We start from the raw sequence: 22,497 nt of genomic DNA, 5'->3' as shown, positions 1-22,497 counted from the left end.
CAGCAATAAACTTTTAAATTTGCCCTCTTAACTATTTTGAACATGATCAGCGAAAACGCCCCCCTTGCCAGCCTCGATCAGTGGGAAGATGACGTAATCAGCCGCTACCCCGAGCCTGAACACAAATCGAAAGAAGATTACCGGAATTATGATTCACCAGAGCGTGATACGGTCCGGGAGTTTTATCGGCTGAACCACACGTACCAGACCTACGATTTTGTGCGGGAAAAGGAGCGCGAGTTTCTGAAGTTCGATAAAAAAGAATTGCCGGTTTGGGGCGCTATGGAGTTTTTGAATACCCTCGTAGATGACTCCGACCCCGATACGGATCTTGACCAGCTCCAGCACCTGCTGCAAACTGCCGAAGCCATCCGCGCTGACGGTCACCCCGACTGGTTTGTACTGACGGGCTTCGTACATGACATGGGTAAAGTGCTTTGCCTGTTCGGCGAACCGCAGTGGGCCGTGGTAGGCGATACCTTCCCGGTGGGTTGCCAGCACTCTGACAAGATCGTTTATCCCGAGTATTTTGCTAACAATCCCGATTCGCGGGATGAGCGGTACAATACGAAATATGGCGTGTATGAGCCAAACTGCGGCCTTCGCAACGTGCACATGTCGTGGGGCCATGATGAATACCTGTACCAAATCATGAAAGACTATATGCCCGAACCGGCTCTGTACATGATGCGGTACCACTCATTTTATTCGCAGCACCGCGAAGAGTCCTATAATCACCTGATGGACGAGCACGACCATGAGATGTTCAAATGGGTACGGAAATTCAATCCGTATGATTTGTACTCGAAGAGCCCCAAGCCACCGGTCGTGAGCGAACTGAAGCCCTATTACGAAGATCTGATCGCCAAATACCTGCCTGCTACATTGCGGTTGTAACTATTTTTCTTTATTCTTGTATAAAGAAAATAGCCATCGTAACTAACGCTGTATGTACCTGGAAGAACGCATTGAGCAGGTTGAAAAACAAAATGAGGTAACTTCTAGGGCCGTTGCTGACCTGACGGTTGACGTTCGGGCTATCCGTCGGGATATGACTGAAGGCTTTAAGCAAGTCAATGCCCGACTTGACAACCTGGAAGCTGATGTCAGCATTCTCAAACAGGACGTAGCTGAACTTAAGCTGGATGTCAGCGTCCTTAAACAGGACGTGTCTGAACTTAAGCTGGATGTCAGCGTCCTTAAACAGGACGTAGCTGAACTCAAGCTGGATGTCAGTGGACTCAAGCAAGACGTAGCTGAACTCAAGCTGGATGTAGGGACAATTAAACAGACATTACAGCTTGTGCTCGCCTATCTGCACGAAAAACTGCCGTAAATAGGCGTTTACCCTGTAATTTGAAGGCACAATGTATGCAACGTCTATTTGCATACATTGTGCCTTCTTCGTTAACACCCCGCCGATGCTCCTCTTTTTCATCATCCTATATTTACTCTCTAATGTGCTGGTTGGTGCCTGGGCTGCCCGGCGGGTAACCACGTCGCAGGATTTCGTACTGGCTGGTCGGCGATTGCCTTTGTTGTTGGCGGCATCCGTAACCTTTGCTACCTGGTTCGGCTCAGAGACTATCATGGGCGCACCCGCTGTGTTCGTTGAGGGTGGCTTACTGGCGGTTGTTGAAGAGCCATTCGGCTCTGCACTCTGTCTTTTTCTGGTTGGAGCCTTCTTTGCCCGGCCTCTCTACCGGCTTAACATCACGACCTTCTGCGATTACTTCCGTATTCGGTATGGCCGGTCGGCGGAGTTGTTGTCGGCTATTATGGTTATTCCATCCTATTTTAGCTGGATTTCGGCGCAGTTAGTGGCCATTGGTATCGTACTGAGCGTGGTGACCGACATTCCACGTGAGTACTGCATTGTTGGCAGCGCAGCAATTGTTATGGCTTATACTTTGCTGGGAGGCATGTGGTCTATATCGGTCACTGATTTTTTCCATAACCTTATTATCATTCTGGCTTTAGCCGTGCTGGGCGTTATGCTCTGGAATGACGTTGGTGGCTGGGAAACGATAGAGAAACGAACGCCGGAAGGATTCTTCCGTTTCCTGCCCCAGTCGACCATAAAAGACTGGCTTACCTACATTGCGGCCTGGATAACAATTGGCTTGGGATCAATTCCACAGCAGGACGTTTTTCAGCGCGTGATGGCCGCCAAAACGGAAAAAACAGCGGTTCGAGCCTCTTTCCTGGCTTCAGGAATGTATATGAGCATTGCCATGCTTCCGCTATTTATTGCGCTAAGTGCCAAATTGCTCCACCCTGATTTGCCAAGAGATAACCAGCTTATTATTCCGAATATGGTTATGCGGCATGGAAGTTTGCCGCTACAGGTGTTGTTCTTTGGTGCCGTAACATCCGCTATTCTGAGTGTTTCGAGTGGAGCTATCTTAGCCCCGGCAACTGTTTTTGGCGAGAACGTGATGAAGTTTTTTCGCCCCGACATCAGCGATAAAGCTTTGCTACAAACGATTCGCTGGGTGGTCGTTGTCATCACCGTCATCTGTGTGGGCATGAGCACCACGCGCGACACAAACATTTTTGATCTGGTGGGCGAGTCATCAGCGTTTAGTCTCGTATCATTATTTATACCCTTAGCGGCCGGTATTTACTGGAAACGAGCCAACTTAACCGGTTGCCTGTATTCGATGCTGGTTGGCTTTGGTATATGGTTAACCTGCCTTTGGCTGGATACGGCGTATTCGCCGATGCTCTGGGGCTTGCTGGCGAGTACAGTCGCCATGGTTATTGGGAGTTTGCTTAGTCCGAAACATCCAGCAATCGCCGGTGATAATTAATTTGGCCCAGATGGTAGCCTAGATGCGTTGCGAGATGGATCAGGAGATAGCCAGTCGATGTTTTTTCGTTAAAGACCAGTAAGGGGTACTCTTCGTTCAACTGGCTTTCTGTGATGGTGTCCAGTACGTTATCAACTACCACAATGGTTTCATCAACCTTCGCCAGCAGTTCGTCTTTGGGTATATCTTTCAAGGAAAATTCCAGCTCCCGATGCCGAACATAACCTGTTTTACCAAGTTCGGCTCCCAGGTAGGTGTTTAGATTGCCAATTAGATGAAGGCAAAGATTGCCCGCTGAGTTGGCAATGTTGCCTTCTATCTGCCAGATAGTTTCCTCGTTCTTGTAAGCGTCTATTTCCGTTCGTAAGCGGGTTAGGTCGCGACGGAAAAGTGTTTTTAACGTTTGAATAAGCATGTGGTTCGGTGGGGTAGCCATAAACATAGAGCCTGAGCCTGTTTTGGTTTTTATCATTCAAAATACTTTTGCTCGATACGCCCCACGTACCCCAGGTAAGTAGCGCTGCTGAACCAGGGCTGAAGCCGAGCCCCAATGTTTGGGTAAAGATTATACTGATCCAGCTTAGCAACGGGCAGCCATACAAGATCGAGTGCGGTGGTTTCGTCGGGGTTCAGGACGGGTTCGCCTTGAAGATTGCGGACTGCGAACACAACATGCAACACATCGTCGTTGCGCTCGGTCAGAAGCATTTCGCCCGCTAAAATCATCTCACCTAAATCGACCGAAATTCCCAGTTCTTCCCGAATTTCCCGGATGACCGTTTCCGTCAGAATTTCGCCCCGGTTGGGGTTGCCGCCGGGTAGGGCGTAAACATCCTGCCCGCCGTAAGAGTAACGCATGAACAAGACTTGAGTCTGGCCATCAAACTGACGCCAGATAAGAGCAGACGGACGAACTTTCATAGAAACTTGGGCTTTAATCAGGAAACCCCGGCAAATTAGCAATCGCAGGAGTAATTACCATAGCCGGGATAGCGGGGCGATAAATTACCCGAAACACTTACTACACGGTCTAGAGGAATCACATCGCCGGTGGCTAACTCCAACGATTCAGCACCATTAGCATTTTGCAACTGCTTTATGGTTACGTCGGCTTTAATGAACTCATTCAGGTCGGTCAGGTACTCCAGTCGCACAAATTTGCCAGGAATAATAGCTGCCCTAAAAGCGGCCTCATCGACAGTAAAATCAGACTTAATCAGGTTCGTTTCCATGCCAATAGAACAAACCCTATAAGCGAAACGTGCCCCGATTTTAATCGGGGCACGTTTCGCTTTTTTGTCCTGTTTGACGTCAGCATGATAAAGAAAAATCAATATCCTGCCGTTTCCAATTGCTTTTGAAACTCGCGAAGAATGGTCTCTTTCATCGCGATTTTGCGTTTCTGGGTATTGATCTTGTTCAGAATCTGCTTGTCTTCGTCCTTGTTCGGGTCGAGGCCATCGGCGTCCTGCAAGGCAAACTGAAGGTCGTTTTTCTCCCGCTTAACGAGGTATTCCATCTCCCGAATTTTCGTGCGAATCTGCTCCGACTGGCTTTTGAGTTCAAACGCCGGGTATTTTCGGGTGAGTACGCGGCCAAGGTAGCTCAGTTCAAAAATCTTGTCGCAGGCGGCACGGAAGCGTTCGTTCACCACTTTGTCCTGAAGCTTGAATGGCACCCGAATTTCTTTCCAGCTGTTGAGCAGCACTTTGGCGCGTTCTGCTGCCGCAAAAATATCCGACTGTTTCGACAGCTTTTCGGCTTCGTCGGCCATTTTCATCTGCTGTTCAATGCGCGGGTCGATCTTCGGTACGATTACGATGCCTTTCGCGTCGTTGTACTTGGCGTAGAACATGGTCGTCGCCTTCTTGAACTGCTTGTAGAGCTTGCCGCTTTTCTTAATGGGTACCTCGCCAACCTGTTTCCAGGCATTATTCAGTTTACGGACTTCCTGAAAAGCCGCATCCAGATCGCCCAGCCGGTTAGCCCGGAACGCCAGTCGAATCAGTTCATCGTATTTGTCAAGACGTTCCTGAATAACCTTATTTTGTTCATTGAAGAACTCACGCCGGCGAGTGAAGAAACCATCCAGAAGCTCCTGGAACCGTCCCTCAACTTCGGCTTCTGTGGTCTTGTCGACAGGTCCTGTTTTAATCCATTTGACTTTGATTTCCTGAAGGGCATCGGCTGTGTTTCGCCAATCGGTGCTATCCGCCAGAGCTTCTGCTTCGGCGATCAGGGCACGTTTTATTTCAAGGTTTTTCAGCTGATTGACCGTAATCAGGTCGGCCAGCAGTTTTTCCTGCTCATCCAGCCGCTCTAGAAGAGGTGGGAAATCGCCCAGTGCGTCGAAACCAAGGAGCTTTTTGCGAAGCTGTACCAGTTTTGTCAGATAAGAGCCTTTGTTCTGGGCTTCTTCAATATCTTTTTCTAACTGGCTGACTTTGTTTTCAGCGATGATGAAGCGATTCTTGAAATAATCGAGCGCTTCCTGCTCGGTGCGTTTGACTTCGCCAATCTGGCGGTCTTCGTAATTCAGGTAGCCTTTCAAAAATACCTTTCCGTCTTTGACGTAACCGTATTCATCTACCAGTGAAGCGTTTTCCATTACTGTGCTTGGTTAAGGCTGCGCTGTGGGTTAAATTTGAGGATCAATGCTAACCGCAAATCTATCAGAAATTAATGAGCCAGGAAACCATAATTTTCTCTATGGCAGGCGTGAGTAAAAATATTCCGCCTAACCGACAAATCCTAAAGAACATATACCTTTCCTTCTTTTATGGTGCTAAAATTGGTGTTTTAGGGCTTAACGGTTCTGGTAAATCTACTTTATTACGCATCATTGCCGGTATTGATAAAAATTATACCGGCGAAGTCGTTTTCTCGCCCGGCTACTCGGTGGGTATGCTGGAACAGGAACCGCAGTTTACACCGGGCCGTACGGTTCGCGAAATCGTTGAAGAGGGCGTTCAGGAAGTGGTTAATCTGTTGAAAGAATTTGATGAGATTAATGAAGCCTTCGGCGATCCCGACGCCGATTTTGATAAACTGATTGCCCGGCAGGGTGAGGTGCAGGAAAAAATCGACCATTTCAACGGCTGGGAACTCGACCAGAAGCTGGAACGGGCCATGGATGCCCTGCGTTGCCCTCCGCCCGACGCCCTGATCGACAACCTGTCGGGTGGCGAAAAACGACGGGTGGCCCTTTGCCGTTTGCTGCTTCAGCAACCCGATGTCCTGCTACTCGACGAACCGACAAACCACCTCGACGCAGAGTCGGTTTTGTGGCTCGAAGAACACCTGCGCCTATATTCGGGAACGGTCATTGCCGTAACTCACGACCGTTATTTTCTGGATAACGTAGCGGGCTGGATCCTCGAACTCGACCGGGGTGAGGGCATTCCCTGGAAAGGTAACTACTCATCCTGGCTGGAACAGAAGCAAAATCGCCTAGCTAAGGAGGAGAAGACCGAGTCGAAGCGGCAAAAAACGCTCCAGCGCGAGCTGGAGTGGGTAAAAATGGCTCCCAAAGCCCGGCAGGCTAAATCGAAAGCCCGCCTGGGTGCTTACGAAAAACTGCTGAACGAAGACGCCAAACAGCGCGACGATAAGCTCGAAATCTTTATTCCAGCCGGCCCACGGCTAGGTTCGAAGGTGATCGAAGCGGAGGATGTTGCCAAGGCCTTCGGCGATCGTTTGCTGTTTGAGCACCTGGGTTTCCGACTGCCACAAGGTGGTATTGTTGGCATTATTGGTCCCAACGGAGCCGGTAAAACCACGCTTTTTAAATTAATTACCGGCCGCGAGAAGCCCGACGCCGGGACGTTTGATGTAGGCGACACCGTAAAAGTTGCGTACGTCGATCAGGAGCATGACGGCCTCGATCCAAACAAAACCGTTTTTGAGACAATCTCGGGTGGTAACGAGTGGATTATGATGGGGGGTAAGCAATCGAACGCCCGCGCGTATGTGAGCCGGTTCAACTTTGCCGGGTCGGATCAGGAGAAGAAAATAGGTATGTTATCGGGTGGTGAGCGTAACCGCGTTCATCTGGCTATGATCCTGAAAGAAGGTGCTAACCTGCTGCTGCTGGATGAGCCCACCAACGATCTGGACGTAAATACACTTCGGGCGCTGGAAGAAGGATTGGAAAACTTTGCCGGGTGTGCCGTCGTGATCAGCCACGACCGCTGGTTCCTGGACCGGATTGCCACGCACATTCTGGCGTTCGAAGGCGACTCGCAGGTGTACTGGTTTGAAGGTAATTTTTCGGAATATGAAGAAAACCGGCGCAAACGATTAGGTACCGACGCCACGCCAACCCGAATCAAGTATAAGAAACTGGCGTAGATAAAAAACAAAAGAGGGCAAGTATCAACACTTGCCCTCTTTTGTTGAAAAATAACCGATCAAAACTTCGGACAGGGTAGCTTCTTACTGCGTCGTTTTACGCCACCCCGACGCGCTTCCGGCTTATCAAACACATAGGAGAGGGATAACTCGTGTGAGCCACCGCTGTTGCCAAGCGTGGAGACAGTAATATCGTAGCTATAGCCAATAGAGAATTTTTCCATCCGCCAGCCAATCAGAGCGGCAACGGCATCGTGGTTGTTCAGCGTTTGGTTGTATTTCTTGAAGGGAATACCCCGGTAGTAAGCGCCAAAGGTTAGCGGGGAGTAGGTTAGATAAGCCCCAATATCTAACTGATCGTATTTGCCCTGATGCTTGTACATCAGAACGGGTGAGAAACTAATTTCCCGGTCCTCTTCATCTGCCAATCCCGTAAAGCCGCCCAGCGGAATGCGCAGTCCGGCCTGGATGCTGGTTTTCATGGGTAATCGCTCCTGATCTCCGGCAAAGAACCCCTGCTCGGGCCGGTTGATATGATGGGCCGCTGCGCCAATCCAAAACCAGTCGGAGTAGAAAAGGCCCCCCGTCGAAAAATCCATGTATTTTTTGGTGGGTAATCCGCCCTGCAAGGTTGGATCGCCGGAGATGCTGCCCGTAATGAAACCCCGGTCAGTAAATTGATCGCCCGTTGTCAGACCAAAGTAGTTGATGCTGCGGTTTACGTAAGAGCCTTGTAGTCCAAGGCGCACAAATGCCGATTCGCTTACCTGAAACTGGTAAGCATATTGCAACCCTATGTCCGTCGATTGAATCCTTCCCTGTCCCTGATTATCGCTTTGAATTAGTAAGCCGACACCACTGTTGTACTTTTCGATGAAGTGATCCACACCAACCATCGTTGTCACGTAATTCGTAATGGCTGGCCATTGATTGCGGTAGTTGGCCGTTACACGTGGCGCCAGTGCCGAACCCGCAAATGCCGGGTTCAGATATAACGGAGCCGCGTAAAATTGTGTAAACTGAGGGTCCTGAGCGAACGCATGGCGACTCAGGGTCAGCACCAATATTGTAAGTATAAATCTGTTAAACATATGGCTTGAGCAAGGCAAAGACTGGGCCAATCATAGTGTTGCAACGTTTGTAACGTAAACCAAGTATTTATCAGCACAACAACCTCTAAAATTAGTTGGATTTTAGGCGCTTTTGTGGCTGGTGTCGGATAAAATTTTAACGGGACAATGTCGTTTATACTAACGTAATGCCCCTGTTGTTGTTATGTTGAGTATCGAATTTGCGTGGGCGGGCTTCATTCAACGTTTTTCATGTCAATCTTTAATAAGCATATTCGGTTAGTTGGACTTTGGGCCGTGCTGTTATTGCTGGCCGGGTCGACCGTGGCCTGGGCGCAATCAAGCACAGGCTTTAAAATTAGCGGGAAAGCCTGTGTACCGGATCAGGAATGTAAGGCTGATTCGATTACGTTTACAGATAGTGTTTTGAGAGGTGTAACAACCCGTGTCTGGAATTTTGGCGATGGCACAACAGTTACCAAACAGCGCGACTCGGTGGCCAGGCACGTTTATCAACAGGCTGGTACTTACACAATCACAGTAACCCGGACGGTTAGCCAGGGTGCAACGCAGACGTCAACGGGAACAATTACGATTGGTAATCGGCCGCAATCCTTTGCAAACTGGCGAACGGATACCACTATCTGTAAAGGTGAGGTCATTACGCTGGACCCGTACGCCGGAGGGCCACCGCAGTCGGGACTTCGATTCTTATGGTATCCAAAAGGCGATACTACCCAAAGTATACAGGTCGACAGCTCAGGCTGTTACTCCGTTGAGGTTATGAACTCCCTTGGCTGTACGTACCAGGATCGGATCAACGTCGATGTCTGTGGTGAGAAGAAAGAATCGCAGGGAGTGAAGTGGTATTTCGGGCAAAACGCCGGGCTGGACTTTAGTGGCGGAGGAACCCCCAAACCCATTACCGATGGTAGTCTGAGTACGATAGAAGGGTCATCGTCCATTGCAAATACCAAAGGTGTACTCCTCTTCTATTCGGATGGTATTACTATTTATGATAAGAATGGTAAGCCCATGAAATCGCTTGTGCCCGGCGATACATTAACCACGCAGAAACCTTTGGATGGCAGCAAGAACTCAACACAATCGGCATTGATCGTACCAAAGCCTACTTGCCGGGGTTGTGAATACCTGTACTATGTGTATACAACCTCCGAAATCCGGGGCCAGAAAATACTGACGTATAGTGTGGTCGACATGCGTCAGGATGGAGGTAAAGGAGCCATTGTTGAAAAAAATGTTCCCTTGTCCAATCAAAGCACGGAGCAATCGGCATCCGTTGCCAATACGCGCGATTCGACTTACTGGGTCATCACCCGAAAATACGGAACGAACCAGTTTGAGATTCGGCACCTTACCCGCGCAGAAGAACCTATAGTTACTACCTACAGTGGAGGACAAGCCATTGACTCACTGAATAATGCCGAAGGATACATAAAAATCGGGCCTGCAGACACAACAGGAGGTAATAACGGTAACCGCCCAATGGCAGTCGTTATTCCGGGTCCGCCCAAGAACTCAGTTGACCTCTATACCTTCAATGACTCGACCGGGGTCATGAAATTTGATCGAACGATCGATTTAGGTCCGGCACCACCCAAAGCGTATGGCGTTGAGTTTTCGCCTGACGGGAAGAGTCTATATGTCACAATGCTGGCAGACACCAACGCCGACGGCAGCCTAAAGGGCGCTTCCTACCTGTTAAAATACGATCTGAACCAACGAGACTCATTACTTACAAAGTCAAAAACAGTTGTCGACAGCAGTACGACCCGACAGTATGGTTCGCTTCAGATTGGCCCCGACGGCCGAATTTACGTTGCCATAAAAGGCAGTACCTCGCTGGGTACCATCGAAAACCCCAATGGTGGTTTGCTCGACAGTCTGATCTTTTCTCCATCCGGGCAGTCGCTGGGTGGAAAAACGAGCCAGTTGGGCTTGCCGAACCTGGTAGCAAATTTCAACGACCAGTCGAGTGGTCCTGGGCTTACGTATGCAGATACCTGTGTAAACGCACCAACGGTTTTTCAGATAAGTCCCAACTGTCCTAAGCTGAAAGAGGCCTACACACTGGATTTTGGTGATGGTAGCCGACCTACCTCAACAACGGCTACCAAACCGATTACGCACGCCTACAAAACGCCCGGTCAGTATTTTGTCAGCTTACGGATCATCACCAGAACAAGCGCCGGGGGTATTTGTAAAGACACGCTCATCAAGGACACACTGACCATTCTGGAAACCCCGCCCGATATAAAGCTGGGGGCCGATACCGCAATTTGTAATAAAAAGGGGATAACGCTCGATATTAAAGTACAAGCCAAGGTGTATGTCTGGCTGGTCAATGGGGCCGTTGTGAGTAGGCAACGGACCCTGACACTCACCAGGCCGGGCTATTACTTTGTCGTTGGCTTAGCCGCTAATGGCGAGTGCTTTAAAAGCGATACCATTGAAGTACAGGTAAAACCGGTACCCTCTCTCGATCTAGGACCAGATACTCTTTTCTGTTATCGATCGAAAGTTGATGTAACCGTGCCGCAGAAAACCTGGACGCAGTTTCAGTGGAACAACGGGGCCAATACACAAACCATTTCGGTTAATACTGCCGGCGTATATTCCGTAACGGCTCAGTCGACCGTCAATGGAACGACCTGCGTCAACTCAGATACGATTCGGGTTACGGAGTTGCCCAAAATCAGCGTCCGGGCAGCTCTCACGGGGCCAACAGCCTGTACATCAACCGATGGCTCTATTGTTCTTACACCTACCCCGGCGGGTAATTACCAGTACGTCTGGACGGGTGCAGATGGCGCTACGCTTAAGGATAGTTCGAACCAACAGCGGAATCTTGCCGAGGGCGGCTATAAGGTGAACGTGACCGACACTCTGCACGAGTGTAAAGTAGACACAGCATTCGTGCTAAAATCACCAGAGAACCAGTTACAGCTCACACCCAGAGTGAGAGATGCGCTCTGTGCCGTACCCAATAGCGGTACCATTACCCTGACGGTAACGGGAGGCACTCCCGCAACGTATGCCTGGCTGGACGCAACAAACAAAGTGGTGTCCACAACAGCTGTATTTGGTGAAGCTGCTCCGGGATTGTACACGGTACAGGTGGTCGACACCAAGGGCTGTAAAGCTCTCGAAGACAGCATAAAGGTAGGTCTGGATAGTACCGGCTTTGCCCGATTGGGACCGGATACCCTCAAGTGTAACGGCCTCGCTGTAGCACTCGTGCCACTTGTTGGCGACATCCCCGGCAACGTGTATCAATGGAGCACAGGAGCCAGTACGCCAAGCATTTCTGTAACGCAGCCCGGCTCGTATAGTCTTGTTCTGCGAAATACACTGAATGGGTGCGTGGGTCGAAGCAGTATTCGGGTGGGTGACCGGCCACCGCCAGCGTTTTCGTACACCCAGAAAGCGGCTCTGTGCGAGGGCGATCGGGAAACAACCACACTTTCCGCCAGTGGAGCCGCGGGCTTGTCGTATTTGTGGGTAGGTCGTAATGATACGACCAAAACCATAACGGTTCAGCGAGCGGGCGATTACCCCATTCGAGTTACCGATCCATTGGGTTGTACGGCTACGGCGGTTGCCAAAGTTCTGAACTTATGCGAGCCGCGTGTTAATGTACCGGATGCGTTTACGCCAAACAGCGACGGTATGAACGACCTGCTGCAGGTGTTTACGGCCTATATTACCGACTACGAATTCCGGATCTATAATCGCTGGGGCGAAGTCATATTCTCTAGCAATAACCCTGAGCAAAAATGGGATGGAACATATAAAGGAAGTACGTACCCATCCATGATTTACCCGTACGTTGTCGTCTATAAAAGTGAGTTTTTCCCGGAGCGCGATAGGGTTGTAAAGCGAGGATCTGTCCTCCTGATTCGCTAGTAAATCCGGCTGTTTTTTCGTAAATTTGAGGTAAACGACCCGGTAAAATCTGCCCGTTCAAGGGCGATTATTGAACAGGGTTTGTCCCAATCAAAACCATGCGAAACGACTTTTTGAAAGGTTCAGCCGACGGGATGACCGCTACCGATAAAGAAATTGAACGGGCGCTTCGGCCCCTCTCGTTCGAAGACTTTACCGGTCAGGCCAAAGCGCTTGAAAACCTGGAGGTCTTTGTTAAAGCAGCTATGCAGCGGGGAGAAGCCCTGGACCATGTGCTGCTTCACGGCCCTCCGGGATTAGGCAAGACAACGCTCTCGCACATCATCGCCAACGAGTTGGGTGCGGGTATAAAAATGACCTCCGGCCCGGTACTCGATAAGCCCAGCGACCTGGCGGGGCTACTCACCAACCTGCAGCCTAATGACGTTCTGTTCATTGACGAAATCCACCGGCTCAATCCCATCGTGGAAGAGTACCTGTATTCGGCAATGGAAGATTACAAGATTGATATTATGCTGGACTCCGGTCCCAATGCCCGTACGGTACAGATCAAACTGAATCCGTTTACGCTCATTGGTGCTACAACCCGTGCGGGTATGCTGACGGCTCCCTTACGGGCGAGGTTTGGTATCAGCTCCCGACTGGAGTATTACGATGCCCAACTGCTCACGACCATTGTGCAGCGATCGGCGGCTATCCTGGGAACACCCATCGACGAAACCGGCGCCTATGAGATTGCCCGCCGGAGCCGGGGTACACCACGCATTGCCAATAACCTGTTGCGCCGAACACGGGATTTTGCTCAGGTTAAAGGCAACGGTTATATCAATGTCGACATTGCCGAAATTGCGTTGAGTGCTCTTGAAGTCGATCAGAACGGATTGGATGAGATGGATAATCGGATTCTAATGACGATCATCGAAAAATTTAAGGGGGGGCCGGTCGGTTTGTCGACGATTGCAACGGCCTGCGGTGAGGAGTCAGAAACGATTGAAGAGGTGTACGAGCCTTTTCTGATTCAGGAGGGTTTTTTGAAGCGGACGTCTCGTGGCCGGGAGGCTACCGAGCGGGCTTACATCCACCTGGGCATTGTTCCTCCTTATAAAACCGGGGAGCTTTTCGGGTAAAAAAACATGAAAGTAGCGAAAGCGCCCTAGCACAGATGATTAGTCTGGTGTTAGGGCGCTTTATGTTATCAAAGAGGACAGAACTAATTCAGAATCTTACTCTTGTAGATGCATTCGATTACATCGGCTACGGCGGTATCGACCAGGAAATAGTAGATGTTTTTTCCACTACGCCGAATGTCCAGTATCCCTTTGTCGCGCATGTTGATCAAATGGTGAGATATAAGCGATTGCTCGGCATTGAGATTTTTGTAAATCGCCGACACATTCAGCTCTTTGTTATCGTTCAACATTTGAATGATTCTAATACGCAGGGGATGCGCTACTGCTTTGAGAACATAAGCAGCTTTATCAATTCGCTTCTCGTCATCAACTAGTTTATCAGTTGCCATAAAGAGTCTTTAGTCTATAAGGTATAGTAATGAAAGGTGTTGCATATTAATCAGTAACGTTCTGAAAGTGAGCTGGAATTTATTTAATGGTTGTTTTTAAAATCCTATCGTAAGATGACCATTCATTAATTTCAGCACTTGGTAACTTTTTGGTAAGAAATAGAAGCCATATTTTGAGCAATAATACCTAATCTTGTAATTATTGACAAATTGTATCTTACCATGTCAGTTAATTTAAACTATGTTCGTTAATGTGGACAGGTATACTACCGTCTGATCAATATGATCATTTCATGCAATATAATCGTTATCAATACAATTGCTAACATAGGCACAACAAGGTAACTGATTGAGGAAGCCCTATTTAGTTTAACTGATACCCCTTCAGGCCCGGTTTTGAGCGTGGCGAATCACAAATACATAATTTCTTACGTTTGGCATCAGAGTACAAATAGACTTTTGTAACTCGCAAATTGTCAGGGGCTTACGATTAGTGTAGGTTGCGTTTCATTACTGGTAAACTAGTGCGTACCTGTAAACCCGAAAATGCGCAAAGCCAGTATCGGGTGCAAGTAGCCTTCATGGCGATACCTGATAAAAAGTTGTCAGGCTGCATAAAAAAAGGTCAGGAATTAATTAAAATTCCTGACCCTGTTCAGTTAACTCAATAAAATTTACTTCTGTCGGAAGAATACCGTGATGGGCACGCCCGTAAAATCGAAGTGGTCGCGGAGCCGGTTTTCCAGGAAGCGCTGGTACGACTCCTGCACATACTGGGGCAGATTACAGAAGAAAATAAATGTGGGCGATGGTGTTGGCACCTGAACCATGTATTTTATCTTCACAAACTTCCCTTTAAGGGATGGTGGCGGGTACTTTTCGATTTCCGCCTGCATCGCTTCGTTTAGTTTCGACGTTGCAATTTTCTTGGTCTTGTTCTCGTAGACTTCCATGGCCTTCTCCATAACCTGGAAAATGCGTTGTTTTTCGTGAACCGACGCGAAGATGATGGGTACGTAATCAATGGGCATCATCCTCTGAATCATCTCTTTTCGCAGCACATCGGCCGTACGGTGATCTTTCTCAATGGCGTCCCACTTGTTCACCATGATTACTACCCCTTTTTTGGCTTTAATGGCCTGACCAATGATATTCAGGTCTTGCGCTTCCAGTCCGCGGGTAGCGTCCAGCATGATAATACAAACGTCGGATTCTTCCATCGCCTTGATCGAACGCAGTACCGAGTAAAACTCAATATTGGAATCAACTCGGGCTTTGCGCCGGATCCCCGCCGTATCGGTCAAAATAAAATCTTTCCCATAGGCTTTGTACCGGGTGTTGATGGCATCGCGGGTAGTACCGGCAATGTTCGTAACAATGCTACGTTCCTGACCCGTAAGGACATTCAGGAACGACGATTTGCCTACGTTCGGCCGTCCCAGAATCGCAATGCGGGGGATGCCCGCGTCGGGATCTTCGACACCCGGTGTCTGGAAGTGTTTAACTACTTCGTCCAGTAAGTCGCCCGTCCCGGTACCCGTCTGCGACGAGATCGGGTAAGGGTCGCCGAGGCCGAGTGCGTAAAATTCGGCGGCTGTGTGCGCCCGTTCGGCCGTTTCGGCTTTGTTGGCGACGACGTAGACGGGCTTTTTAGAGCGACGCAACACGTCGGCGAAGTCCTGGTCCAGCCCGGAAATCCCCGTTTGGGTATCAACGACGAACAGCAGCAACGTTGACTCCTGAATAGCCATTTCGACCTGTTCGCGAATGGATTCTTCGAATACATCCTCCGAGCCCACTACATAACCACCCGTGTCGATGACTGTAAAATATTTGTCGTTCCACTCGGCCGTGCCGTAGTGCCGGTCGCGTGTAACACCACTTTCATTATCCATGATGGCCTGGCGCTGTTCCGTAAGGCGGTTAAACAGCGTGGACTTGCCCACATTTGGGCGACCAACGATTGCAACTATGTTTGCCATTTTTTTTTGAAGGAGTGAGGAGTTGGGAGCGAGGAGTGAGGAGCCTCCGGCGGCATAACGTCGTGCGCCAGTCCTCCTCACTTCTCATCAACTCCAACTATTTTTTAATGGAGAGTCAGGAGGGTTGATGCGTGCTGTGCCACCGGATGGCTCCTCAGTTCTCGCTCCCAACTCCTAACTACTAAAGGCATATACTATTCATCATATCCCAGCCGCTTGAGCATACGCTCTTTTTGCCGCCAGTCGGGTTCTACTTTAACGAACTGTTCCAGATACACTTTCTTGCCAAAGAAGCGTTCGAGTTCTTCGCGGGCCATGATTCCTGTTTTCTTGATCATCTTGCCGCCTTCGCCGAGCAGAATTGCCCGTTGAGTGGCGCGTTCAACCAGAATTTCAGCCTGAATAACGATGATATCGTCTTTCTCTTTAAACGCGGTAACCACCACTTCGCTGCTGTAGGGTACTTCTTTCTTGTAGTTCAGAAAGATTTTCTCCCGAATAATTTCCGACGCGAAGAACCGCTCGGGTTTATCCGTCAGCTCATCTTTCGGGAAATAGGGTGGGTGTTGCGGTAACCGGCTGATAATTCCTTCAAAAACGCGGTCAACGTTGAAGTCGTTAAGGGCCGAAATAGGGATTATTTCCGTAGCCTTAAACCGTTCTTCCCAGTACGTGATTTTTTCGTTTACCTGATCCTGGGTTGCCTGATCAATTTTGTTAATCAGCAGCAATACCGGTACCTCCGATTTCTGTAGTCGCTCGATGACATCATTTTCGTCGTGTTGCTCGAAAATGTCGGTCACGAACAGCACTACGTCGGCATCTTCAATAGAACCACGCACGAAGCTCATCATGGACTCATGAAGCTTGTAGAGTGGCTTGATAATGCCGGGGGTGTCGGAGTAAACGAGTTGGAATTCTTTACCGTCGTGGGTTCCATTGAGGATACCCATAATGCGGTGGCGGGTGGTCTGCGCTTTAGCGGTGATAATGGATAACCGCTCGCCGACGAGTTGATTCATCAGGGTGGATTTGCCGACGTTTGGCTTTCCAACGATACTGACGAACCCGGCCTTATGATCGGCCGGGAAATTTTCTATAGTTTCCGTATTCATTCGTAGGTGATCCCGCTGGCTGATTACCAGCGGCTTTAGACAACAACTCTCTCCCGTCGGAAAACGTTTCGATAGAGATAAAAACTTTTTTTTACAAAGATAGTTGTAATTGTAGAAAGTTGTCGTACTTTTGCAGTCCCAACATCGCGGGATGGAGCAGTTGGTAGCTCGTTGGGCTCAAGTTTACCGGTAAAACGGTAATGGCAATGTCAACATTAGTTTAGTCAGAAAGCACGTTTCTGATTAGCGAATTGAAAGATTCAAATGATTGACTTGATGGGCGGTACCGGGGGAAACGCCGGTATGTTAACTTGCCAAATTCGGGGAAGCCGGTAGTGCGGTAATCCCGAGCCAAGCCTGAGGGAAACTTCAGGAAGGTGTAGAGACTGAATGGTAGGCACCCTAACGCATCATGGCGAGGGCGAAGAGACAGTCCAGACTACAAATTCTGCCAACGCAGGAGCAACGAAAGTTGTAGTAGTAAGCATAACCCAAAGGTCGCTGGTTCGAGTCCAGCTCCCGCTACTAAGTAGAAAGCCACTGAAATTCAGTGGCTTTTTTGCGTTTTACCCTTTTTTGCTAGATTTCAATCATGATTACAAAGCAAAAAGGAGACATTGCTGAACAGGCGGTTATTTTACAGGCTCTGCGCCTGGGTTGGGGAGTCTGTAAGCCTGTTGGCGACAGATTACTCTAAATTAGCAATCCTGACGCACTGCTTATTGTATACTCAGCAGCAGGTAGCAGCCAAGTCATCCGACCGAACAGATTCGACGTTGCAGAGTTGGTCCGGCCACACGTTTAACCCGCCATGGCACCGACCTGTAACTATTGGCTTGGTTTAGACTCAGACTCAAAACTATTCCAGTGCGCAATGAGTAGTACTTGAGCATCGAATGTAGCTGATGCTTTATGTATGTCTAAAAACAGACAGTTACTGCTTATTTTTTCCATTGTATTGATTGATGTTATTACGGGAAGTGGGTTGGGTGTGCTGGTGTCAAACTATGTATTGAACTTGCCGGCAAAACCGGTGCTTATGACGGTTGGTACTGCCCTCATGCTGGGCGTTCAACTGGCGGGCTCCCCGGCCATTGGTCGCTGGTCCGATTTGCGGGGCCGCCGACCCGCAGCCATTGCTACTACGGTGGTGTCGCTGTTCTCGTCTCTATTCTTGTTGCCCGTTCAAACCTGGGGATACGTTGCCAGTCGGTGGGTAAAGGGTGGTTCTAATGGACTGTACTCCGTTATGCGATCGGCGGTGGCTGACCTGACCGAAAAAGATGAACTGCTTAAGTACGGCGGGCTGTTTAGTTTCATTGCCGGTTCGGCACCCGTTATTGGACCTATGGGGGCCGGATGGCTCATGCTGGTTTTTCACGAAGCCCGAATCAATCCACTACCCACCGTTCTGCTTTTGCTGGCACTGGGTATGCTGAACATCAGGCTGGCAGTGCTTTTTCGGGAGACGAATCCCAAAAAAGAAGCTGTCGATTACACCGAACTCGCCGACAAAGCGCGTAACTCGTTGAAAGTCGTTTCTATCTGGCGGCAGCTCCTTGAGGCCGATAAACAGCTTCCGGGCATAAAATCCATTCTGATACTGAACTTGCTGGCTACCCTCGGTATGGGGTATTTCGCCTTCTTTGTGGCCTTCCTGACCCAGAGTGAGCTGATTATGACGCCTACCGAAACCGCCCGATTCTTTCTGTACTACGGTGGGCTGGCGTTGGCCGCCAACTTTGTTTTCTTTACCTACATTGTTCAGCATGTCAACAAGCGCATTGCAATTCTGGTCATGGCGTTGATCAGTGTTGTTTTGCAGGTAGTGTATACCTTTTCAGAATCGTCGGTCGAGCTGTTTTATGCCGTGGCCAGTGTCGACGCGCTCACCGTTTCTATCATTACCGGTTTAACCGGAGGCATTCTATCGCAGGTAATTAAAGAAGGGAGCGGGCAGGGCGAAATGTTCGGTAATATACAGGCACTGGGTGGGCTGGCGAGTTTCGCAACGACGTTGGTAAACAGCCTGCTCGCGGGAGTAAACCTGAAAGCCCCCTTTATTTTCTGTGCTATCAGCATGATTGCCGTTGCGATCTGGACAGTACGCCTTACGGAAGACGCCAGGCACTATACCGATTAAAAAACACCTGCGATCTGAGGCTGCTGTTCTTTGCATACCGGTAAGCAAATGCCTGTCCAGTAGGTTGATGGGATGCGTGGTAGTCTGTTGTTGATCAGTAGAATATAATCAAAATAGGTAACTATTTTAATCTATTTTTTCGGTAGATTGTTTATAACTTCGTAGTAAGTCAAAACTCCCTTTGTCTTATGAAAAGCGATCAGGAATCAACCCGGATTAAAGCCAATTTCAGACAGTCGAAAGTGTTGATAATTGACGATAATGATGATCAGTGGCTACTAATGAAACGCGCTTTTCAGGAATCCCTTCCTGAAGTAACGCTGGTTAGAGCTGCTACGCCCGGTGAGGCAGTAACGATGCTGCAGGAATGGCGGATGCAGGAATGGGAAATCCCCAAAATTATTCTGCTGGACTTATACATACCTGACAATAAGGATGGCTGGGAACTCCTCAAGAAGATAAAAGGGATGCCTGCCCCCTTCAATCAAATTCCGATCCTGATGTTCAGCTCATCCGTAAAATCGACCGATATTACTACGGCCTATGAGCTTGGGGTGTCTTCTTATCTGACGAAGCCCATCAACTACGAATCCTGGCTTACGTATTTCCAGGAGTTGCGCACCTATTGGTGGGAGACGGTTACGCTACCCCCTTTATACTTTTCAATTTAGGTGCAATGCGCTTAGATTATCCGGATGCCAATAAATGGAGGCTTAGCGTGCAGGTGGTTCGTTCTCGATCTTTTGCAGACGAATCGTGTTCCTTTGACGGTCTTCCTTCGTTTGTCTGTACATACGCCTGTTGCTCTTGAGGAGTGAGTCGTATTGATCATTAACAAGAAGCCGTACGGATTCATGTAACTGTCCGGTGAGCAACAAGGACTTTCTCGTCTCCAGCGACACGATCATTTTTCTCAAATGAATCAGCATATCGTCGTAGTAGGTATCCAAATGAAGATACCAGTTTCTGAGGTGATGTTGCCTGATCGTAGTTGATGGATTGGTACGGCCGCTAGTATTGCTATTCAGGATCAATTGCCACTGGTGCTGTAGGGCTCGGATATGCGTCTGAATAGGTTTTCCATCGATAGCTTCCAACGGAACCAACAGCCGATCCAGCCCATCTGTAATAGTTGCTTCCTGCAAAACCCAATTGGTTGAAACCAACTGCGTCAATAACTCAAAAGCCGACTCGTAATCATCGATCCAGTAGCCTACATGATCGCATTCAACTCCTTCATAAATTCCATTTACAAAAAGTAACATGATTGTGTGTCGCTAGATGCTGAATAAATTGCGCCTGATAGATAGTCTGATAGCTGGTAAATTAGTGTGGTGTAGTGCAAAATCAGGAAGGCGGCTGCATAAGCATACGAATGCGAAAGAGCGTTCCCCGACCCGGTGTAGATTCAATTTCCATGCTGGCGCCTATCGATTCGCACAGGCGCTTCACAATCTGCAAGCCAACACCTTCCCCTTTGTCTGTCAATGCACCGGGTGGCGTTTCTGCCAACGGATTATTCGGCACCCGGTGTTCGTCGTTCGGTAAGGAAGCTGCAGGCTGAGCCGCTTCCGGCGACAGTGTACTCGTCTCCTCAACAATGGGCTTAAGCTGTTTGTGAAATACCTCCCGTAAACCCGCCGGTAAGCCCGGTCCCGAATCCTGAACACTGAAACCCCACCGCCAGTCGTTTTCCGCCGACCACGATACGGATACCATACCCGGATGGTCAGCGTGAGAGGGAGTGTATCTGAGCGCATTCATCAGTAAATTTTGCGCAATCCGATACAGCTTGAGCTGGTCTGTCTTAACGATCATAGAAACCGGTCCATCGGCACGAAGGATGAGGCTTCGTTCGGCAGCCAAATGCTGAATGCTCGTTACCAGGTCATTCAATAAGAGAGCTGCATCGAACTCCTGTAGCTGTACGGGCTCATGGCCAGCCTCCAGCCGGGCCAGATCCATCAGGCCCGTCAGCAGTGACTGAACGTTGGTGAGGTTACGCGTCAGCATATCGGCATACTGTTGCCTGTCTTCCAGGCTTAGGTCATCCATCTGTAAAAAATGGGCGGCTCCCATGCTTAGGCTCAGACCACTTCGCAGATCGTGAGACGAGGTTCTGAGGAAATCGCCCCGCTGCCGTGACAGGTCTTCCATTTCCTGTAAGGCTTGTTCCAGACTGGCGGCCCTGTTAGCTGCTTCCAGCCGCTGAAGTTCATCGTGCTTAGTGATACTGCCCCGCATGGCTTCATTCATAAACACCAGAACCTGCTGCTGTACGTGTAGAATAGCATCCGGCTCCGATTGCGGGAACAGCTGACGAAAGAGTTTTAACTGATCAAATAATATGACCGATAAATGGCTAAGCTCGGTCAATAAATCGGGTAAGTCGAGCGACTTCTGCCAGCGCTGTAATCCATGAGACTGAGCCGCTACGAGCGTGCTTACCTCCGATTTCTTACCAAGCAATTGTTGCTCCAGGCTATCAAGAATAATGGGAACAATGTTATTGAACTCTTCGCGGCTAAGGGCTGATATCTTTTTGAGGGAAGGATCTGCTTCGCAGGCTGTTCGCCAGTTATTTAGTAGGGTCTCCCGTCGGTTAAACAAAAACGTAACTAATTCATCCAGAGTGCGCGAATAATCAAACGACTGCTGAGCCATACCGTACTAAAATTTAGGGTTATGTTCTCATCCTGTGGTCTGGCAAAATTGATTTGCGGACCACATATAGACCTAACTCACAGCGAATTGACCTTGCTGGAAAAACTAATAGAACATGAGGAAACGGCTCGTTAAGGGGAAAAAAACTTCTTCGGATTTCGGATGATTGACCCTACCAAAGTCAGGTTTGAGAAACTGACTTCACGAATTTGCCCGGTTGTGCCATCACAAGTATTAAATCTTATTATTCCAAATGCACCAGATAATCGGTCAGGAGTTTCCACTGGAATTTCTGATAGAACAGCCAGCCCCCTTCTGCAATGACCGTATTGACCAGCGCCCGGCCAAGGCTACCGGCTTCGGGTTGTTGGTTATTTATGCTTTCGTCCTGCCCAATTTCGGCAGCGCGAATGGTGTTGCCCAATAGTTCGACTTGAAAAGTGCTGCGTGCCTGTTCACTAAAGAAATGCTCCGTCTGTTCCGGACGGCTGCTGCCGGGGTCGTGGCTAGGCTGAACCGTGAACTGCACGCACGTTTCGCGGGAGGTAACATCAGTCACGCGAACCCAGTTTTCGGGCGTGGGGCCGGGCAGCTGGATTTTAATATAATCCCCTGGCTGTACCGGTTCGTTTGGCTTTTCCCGGCCTACTGCATTATAAAGCGAAAAATCGGCGGCCAAATCAGATAAACCCGACCAGGCAGTAACGTTTAGCAGCTTCTCAACCGACCGGGCAAAAGCTTCGCGAGCGGTAGCTGCGTCAGCAAAGGTGTTTTGACTGGAATAAGTCTTGTCCTTACTTGCCTCACCCTGTACCGCTTTCGTTTCGTGCTTAAGCTGATCGATTACGGGTTGTTGTTTCATAAGTGGATGGATAGCGTGCCGAGTCGCCCGAATAAGTATTCCGGGCGACTCG

Annotated in this window: 20 protein-coding genes; 9 read left to right on the top strand and 11 right to left on the bottom strand. The window is 49.2% G+C overall.

The window, feature by feature from the left end; translation table 11 throughout:
* The first annotated feature begins 42 nt into the window (after nucleotides 1-42).
* From ACYVJM_RS21625 to ACYVJM_RS21615, 3 genes are all read left to right on the top strand, one after another.
* Nucleotides 43-897 carry an inositol oxygenase family protein gene (locus ACYVJM_RS21625; RefSeq protein WP_461150318.1) on the top strand — a complete coding sequence of 285 codons (855 nt, stop codon included), beginning with the start codon at nucleotides 43-45 and terminating at the stop codon, nucleotides 895-897.
* A gap of 52 nt (nucleotides 898-949) precedes the next feature.
* Nucleotides 950-1,336, top strand: a complete 387-nt coding sequence (locus tag ACYVJM_RS21620) for a hypothetical protein (protein WP_461150317.1) — start codon at nucleotides 950-952, stop codon at nucleotides 1,334-1,336.
* Nucleotides 1,337-1,421: 85 nt separating this feature from the next.
* Nucleotides 1,422-2,813, top strand: coding sequence for a high affinity choline transporter 1 (locus tag ACYVJM_RS21615; RefSeq protein WP_461150316.1), 1,392 nt, complete (start codon nucleotides 1,422-1,424; stop codon nucleotides 2,811-2,813).
* Here ACYVJM_RS21615 and ACYVJM_RS21610 read toward each other — a convergent pair.
* From ACYVJM_RS21610 to ACYVJM_RS21595, 4 genes are all read right to left on the bottom strand, one after another.
* Nucleotides 2,776-3,228 (bottom strand): DinB family protein, encoded by a 453-nt coding sequence (locus tag ACYVJM_RS21610; RefSeq protein ID WP_461150553.1) that lies wholly within the window; start codon nucleotides 3,226-3,228, stop codon nucleotides 2,776-2,778. The genes ACYVJM_RS21615 and ACYVJM_RS21610 overlap by 38 nt on opposite strands.
* 53 nt (nucleotides 3,229-3,281) lie before the next feature.
* Nucleotides 3,282-3,734 carry an NUDIX domain-containing protein gene (locus ACYVJM_RS21605; protein ID WP_461150315.1) on the bottom strand — a complete coding sequence of 151 codons (453 nt, stop codon included), beginning with the start codon at nucleotides 3,732-3,734 and terminating at the stop codon, nucleotides 3,282-3,284.
* 35 nt (nucleotides 3,735-3,769) lie between these two features.
* Nucleotides 3,770-4,045, bottom strand: coding sequence for a hypothetical protein (locus tag ACYVJM_RS21600; RefSeq protein WP_461150314.1), 276 nt, complete (start codon nucleotides 4,043-4,045; stop codon nucleotides 3,770-3,772).
* Nucleotides 4,046-4,143: 98 nt separating this feature from the next.
* Nucleotides 4,144-5,421, bottom strand: a complete 1,278-nt coding sequence (locus tag ACYVJM_RS21595) for a DUF349 domain-containing protein (RefSeq protein WP_461150313.1) — start codon at nucleotides 5,419-5,421, stop codon at nucleotides 4,144-4,146.
* Nucleotides 5,422-5,495: 74 nt separating this feature from the next.
* Here ACYVJM_RS21595 and ettA point away from each other — a divergent pair, with 74 nt between their 5' ends.
* On the top strand, nucleotides 5,496-7,163 hold the full coding sequence (ettA, locus tag ACYVJM_RS21590; protein ID WP_461150312.1) for an energy-dependent translational throttle protein EttA: 1,668 nt from the start codon (nucleotides 5,496-5,498) through the stop codon (nucleotides 7,161-7,163).
* A gap of 59 nt (nucleotides 7,164-7,222) precedes the next feature.
* On the opposite strand, the gene ACYVJM_RS21585 is transcribed toward ettA, so the two are convergent.
* Nucleotides 7,223-8,254 (bottom strand): PorP/SprF family type IX secretion system membrane protein, encoded by a 1,032-nt coding sequence (locus ACYVJM_RS21585; RefSeq protein ID WP_461150311.1) that lies wholly within the window; start codon nucleotides 8,252-8,254, stop codon nucleotides 7,223-7,225.
* Between the two features lie 231 nt (nucleotides 8,255-8,485).
* Between ACYVJM_RS21585 and ACYVJM_RS21580 the strand changes: the two genes are divergently transcribed.
* Together ACYVJM_RS21580 and ruvB are read left to right on the top strand one after the other, a co-directional pair.
* Nucleotides 8,486-12,160, top strand: a complete 3,675-nt coding sequence (locus tag ACYVJM_RS21580; protein WP_461150310.1) for a PKD domain-containing protein — start codon at nucleotides 8,486-8,488, stop codon at nucleotides 12,158-12,160.
* Between the two features lie 98 nt (nucleotides 12,161-12,258).
* A complete protein-coding gene (gene ruvB / locus ACYVJM_RS21575) occupies nucleotides 12,259-13,287 on the top strand; it encodes a Holliday junction branch migration DNA helicase RuvB (RefSeq protein WP_461150309.1) in 1,029 nt (342 codons plus the stop codon).
* Between the two features lie 83 nt (nucleotides 13,288-13,370).
* On the opposite strand, the gene ACYVJM_RS21570 is transcribed toward ruvB, so the two are convergent.
* The 3 genes from ACYVJM_RS21570 to era form a co-directional block, all read right to left on the bottom strand.
* Nucleotides 13,371-13,679, bottom strand: a complete 309-nt coding sequence (locus ACYVJM_RS21570) for an ArsR/SmtB family transcription factor (RefSeq protein WP_012929701.1) — start codon at nucleotides 13,677-13,679, stop codon at nucleotides 13,371-13,373.
* Between the two features lie 674 nt (nucleotides 13,680-14,353).
* Nucleotides 14,354-15,661, bottom strand: coding sequence for a ribosome biogenesis GTPase Der (gene der / locus ACYVJM_RS21565; RefSeq protein ID WP_461150308.1), 1,308 nt, complete (start codon nucleotides 15,659-15,661; stop codon nucleotides 14,354-14,356).
* A gap of 194 nt (nucleotides 15,662-15,855) precedes the next feature.
* Nucleotides 15,856-16,776 (bottom strand): GTPase Era, encoded by a 921-nt coding sequence (gene era, locus ACYVJM_RS21560; protein WP_461150307.1) that lies wholly within the window; start codon nucleotides 16,774-16,776, stop codon nucleotides 15,856-15,858.
* A gap of 592 nt (nucleotides 16,777-17,368) precedes the next feature.
* Between era and ACYVJM_RS21555 the strand changes: the two genes are divergently transcribed.
* The 3 genes from ACYVJM_RS21555 to ACYVJM_RS21545 all read left to right on the top strand — a co-directional run bounded on the left by ACYVJM_RS21555 (nucleotide 17,369) and on the right by ACYVJM_RS21545 (nucleotide 19,590).
* On the top strand, nucleotides 17,369-17,473 hold the full coding sequence (locus ACYVJM_RS21555; protein ID WP_461150306.1) for a group I intron-associated PD-(D/E)XK endonuclease: 105 nt from the start codon (nucleotides 17,369-17,371) through the stop codon (nucleotides 17,471-17,473).
* Nucleotides 17,474-17,692: 219 nt separating this feature from the next.
* Nucleotides 17,693-18,919 (top strand): MFS transporter, encoded by a 1,227-nt coding sequence (locus ACYVJM_RS21550; protein WP_461150305.1) that lies wholly within the window; start codon nucleotides 17,693-17,695, stop codon nucleotides 18,917-18,919.
* 188 nt (nucleotides 18,920-19,107) lie between these two features.
* A complete protein-coding gene (locus tag ACYVJM_RS21545; RefSeq protein ID WP_461150304.1) occupies nucleotides 19,108-19,590 on the top strand; it encodes a response regulator in 483 nt (160 codons plus the stop codon).
* A gap of 42 nt (nucleotides 19,591-19,632) precedes the next feature.
* On the opposite strand, the gene ACYVJM_RS21540 is transcribed toward ACYVJM_RS21545, so the two are convergent.
* The 3 genes from ACYVJM_RS21540 to ACYVJM_RS21530 form a co-directional block, all read right to left on the bottom strand.
* On the bottom strand, nucleotides 19,633-20,184 hold the full coding sequence (locus ACYVJM_RS21540) for a hypothetical protein (protein WP_461150303.1): 552 nt from the start codon (nucleotides 20,182-20,184) through the stop codon (nucleotides 19,633-19,635).
* 82 nt (nucleotides 20,185-20,266) lie between these two features.
* Nucleotides 20,267-21,583 (bottom strand): sensor histidine kinase, encoded by a 1,317-nt coding sequence (locus ACYVJM_RS21535; RefSeq protein ID WP_461150302.1) that lies wholly within the window; start codon nucleotides 21,581-21,583, stop codon nucleotides 20,267-20,269.
* 244 nt (nucleotides 21,584-21,827) lie between these two features.
* Nucleotides 21,828-22,445 (bottom strand): hypothetical protein, encoded by a 618-nt coding sequence (locus ACYVJM_RS21530; protein ID WP_461150301.1) that lies wholly within the window; start codon nucleotides 22,443-22,445, stop codon nucleotides 21,828-21,830.
* Between the last annotated feature and the right edge of the window lie 52 nt (nucleotides 22,446-22,497).

The organism is Spirosoma pulveris (genome assembly GCF_054781875.1).
Note: the sequence above shows the minus strand (reverse complement) of the source record. Positions and strands in the feature narration are given on the sequence as shown.

What these genes read in the sequence shown, in the direction of transcription:
- ACYVJM_RS21625 (WP_461150318.1), top strand. Translation starts at nt 43, where the DNA reads ATGATCAGCGAAAACGCCCCCCTTGCCAGCCTCGATCAGTGGGAAGAT.
- ACYVJM_RS21620 (WP_461150317.1), top strand. Translation starts at nt 950, where the DNA reads ATGTACCTGGAAGAACGCATTGAGCAGGTTGAAAAACAAAATGAGGTA.
- ACYVJM_RS21615 (WP_461150316.1), top strand. Translation starts at nt 1,422, where the DNA reads ATGCTCCTCTTTTTCATCATCCTATATTTACTCTCTAATGTGCTGGTT.
- ACYVJM_RS21610 (WP_461150553.1), bottom strand. Translation starts at nt 3,228, where the DNA reads ATGCTTATTCAAACGTTAAAAACACTTTTCCGTCGCGACCTAACCCGC.
- ACYVJM_RS21605 (WP_461150315.1), bottom strand. Translation starts at nt 3,734, where the DNA reads ATGAAAGTTCGTCCGTCTGCTCTTATCTGGCGTCAGTTTGATGGCCAG.
- ACYVJM_RS21600 (WP_461150314.1), bottom strand. Translation starts at nt 4,045, where the DNA reads ATGGAAACGAACCTGATTAAGTCTGATTTTACTGTCGATGAGGCCGCT.
- ACYVJM_RS21595 (WP_461150313.1), bottom strand. Translation starts at nt 5,421, where the DNA reads ATGGAAAACGCTTCACTGGTAGATGAATACGGTTACGTCAAAGACGGA.
- ettA (WP_461150312.1), top strand. Translation starts at nt 5,496, where the DNA reads ATGAGCCAGGAAACCATAATTTTCTCTATGGCAGGCGTGAGTAAAAAT.
- ACYVJM_RS21585 (WP_461150311.1), bottom strand. Translation starts at nt 8,254, where the DNA reads ATGTTTAACAGATTTATACTTACAATATTGGTGCTGACCCTGAGTCGC.
- ACYVJM_RS21580 (WP_461150310.1), top strand. Translation starts at nt 8,486, where the DNA reads ATGTCAATCTTTAATAAGCATATTCGGTTAGTTGGACTTTGGGCCGTG.
- ruvB (WP_461150309.1), top strand. Translation starts at nt 12,259, where the DNA reads ATGCGAAACGACTTTTTGAAAGGTTCAGCCGACGGGATGACCGCTACC.
- ACYVJM_RS21570 (WP_012929701.1), bottom strand. Translation starts at nt 13,679, where the DNA reads ATGGCAACTGATAAACTAGTTGATGACGAGAAGCGAATTGATAAAGCT.
- der (WP_461150308.1), bottom strand. Translation starts at nt 15,661, where the DNA reads ATGGCAAACATAGTTGCAATCGTTGGTCGCCCAAATGTGGGCAAGTCC.
- era (WP_461150307.1), bottom strand. Translation starts at nt 16,776, where the DNA reads ATGAATACGGAAACTATAGAAAATTTCCCGGCCGATCATAAGGCCGGG.
- ACYVJM_RS21555 (WP_461150306.1), top strand. Translation starts at nt 17,369, where the DNA reads ATGATTACAAAGCAAAAAGGAGACATTGCTGAACAGGCGGTTATTTTA.
- ACYVJM_RS21550 (WP_461150305.1), top strand. Translation starts at nt 17,693, where the DNA reads ATGTCTAAAAACAGACAGTTACTGCTTATTTTTTCCATTGTATTGATT.
- ACYVJM_RS21545 (WP_461150304.1), top strand. Translation starts at nt 19,108, where the DNA reads ATGAAAAGCGATCAGGAATCAACCCGGATTAAAGCCAATTTCAGACAG.
- ACYVJM_RS21540 (WP_461150303.1), bottom strand. Translation starts at nt 20,184, where the DNA reads ATGTTACTTTTTGTAAATGGAATTTATGAAGGAGTTGAATGCGATCAT.
- ACYVJM_RS21535 (WP_461150302.1), bottom strand. Translation starts at nt 21,583, where the DNA reads ATGGCTCAGCAGTCGTTTGATTATTCGCGCACTCTGGATGAATTAGTT.
- ACYVJM_RS21530 (WP_461150301.1), bottom strand. Translation starts at nt 22,445, where the DNA reads ATGAAACAACAACCCGTAATCGATCAGCTTAAGCACGAAACGAAAGCG.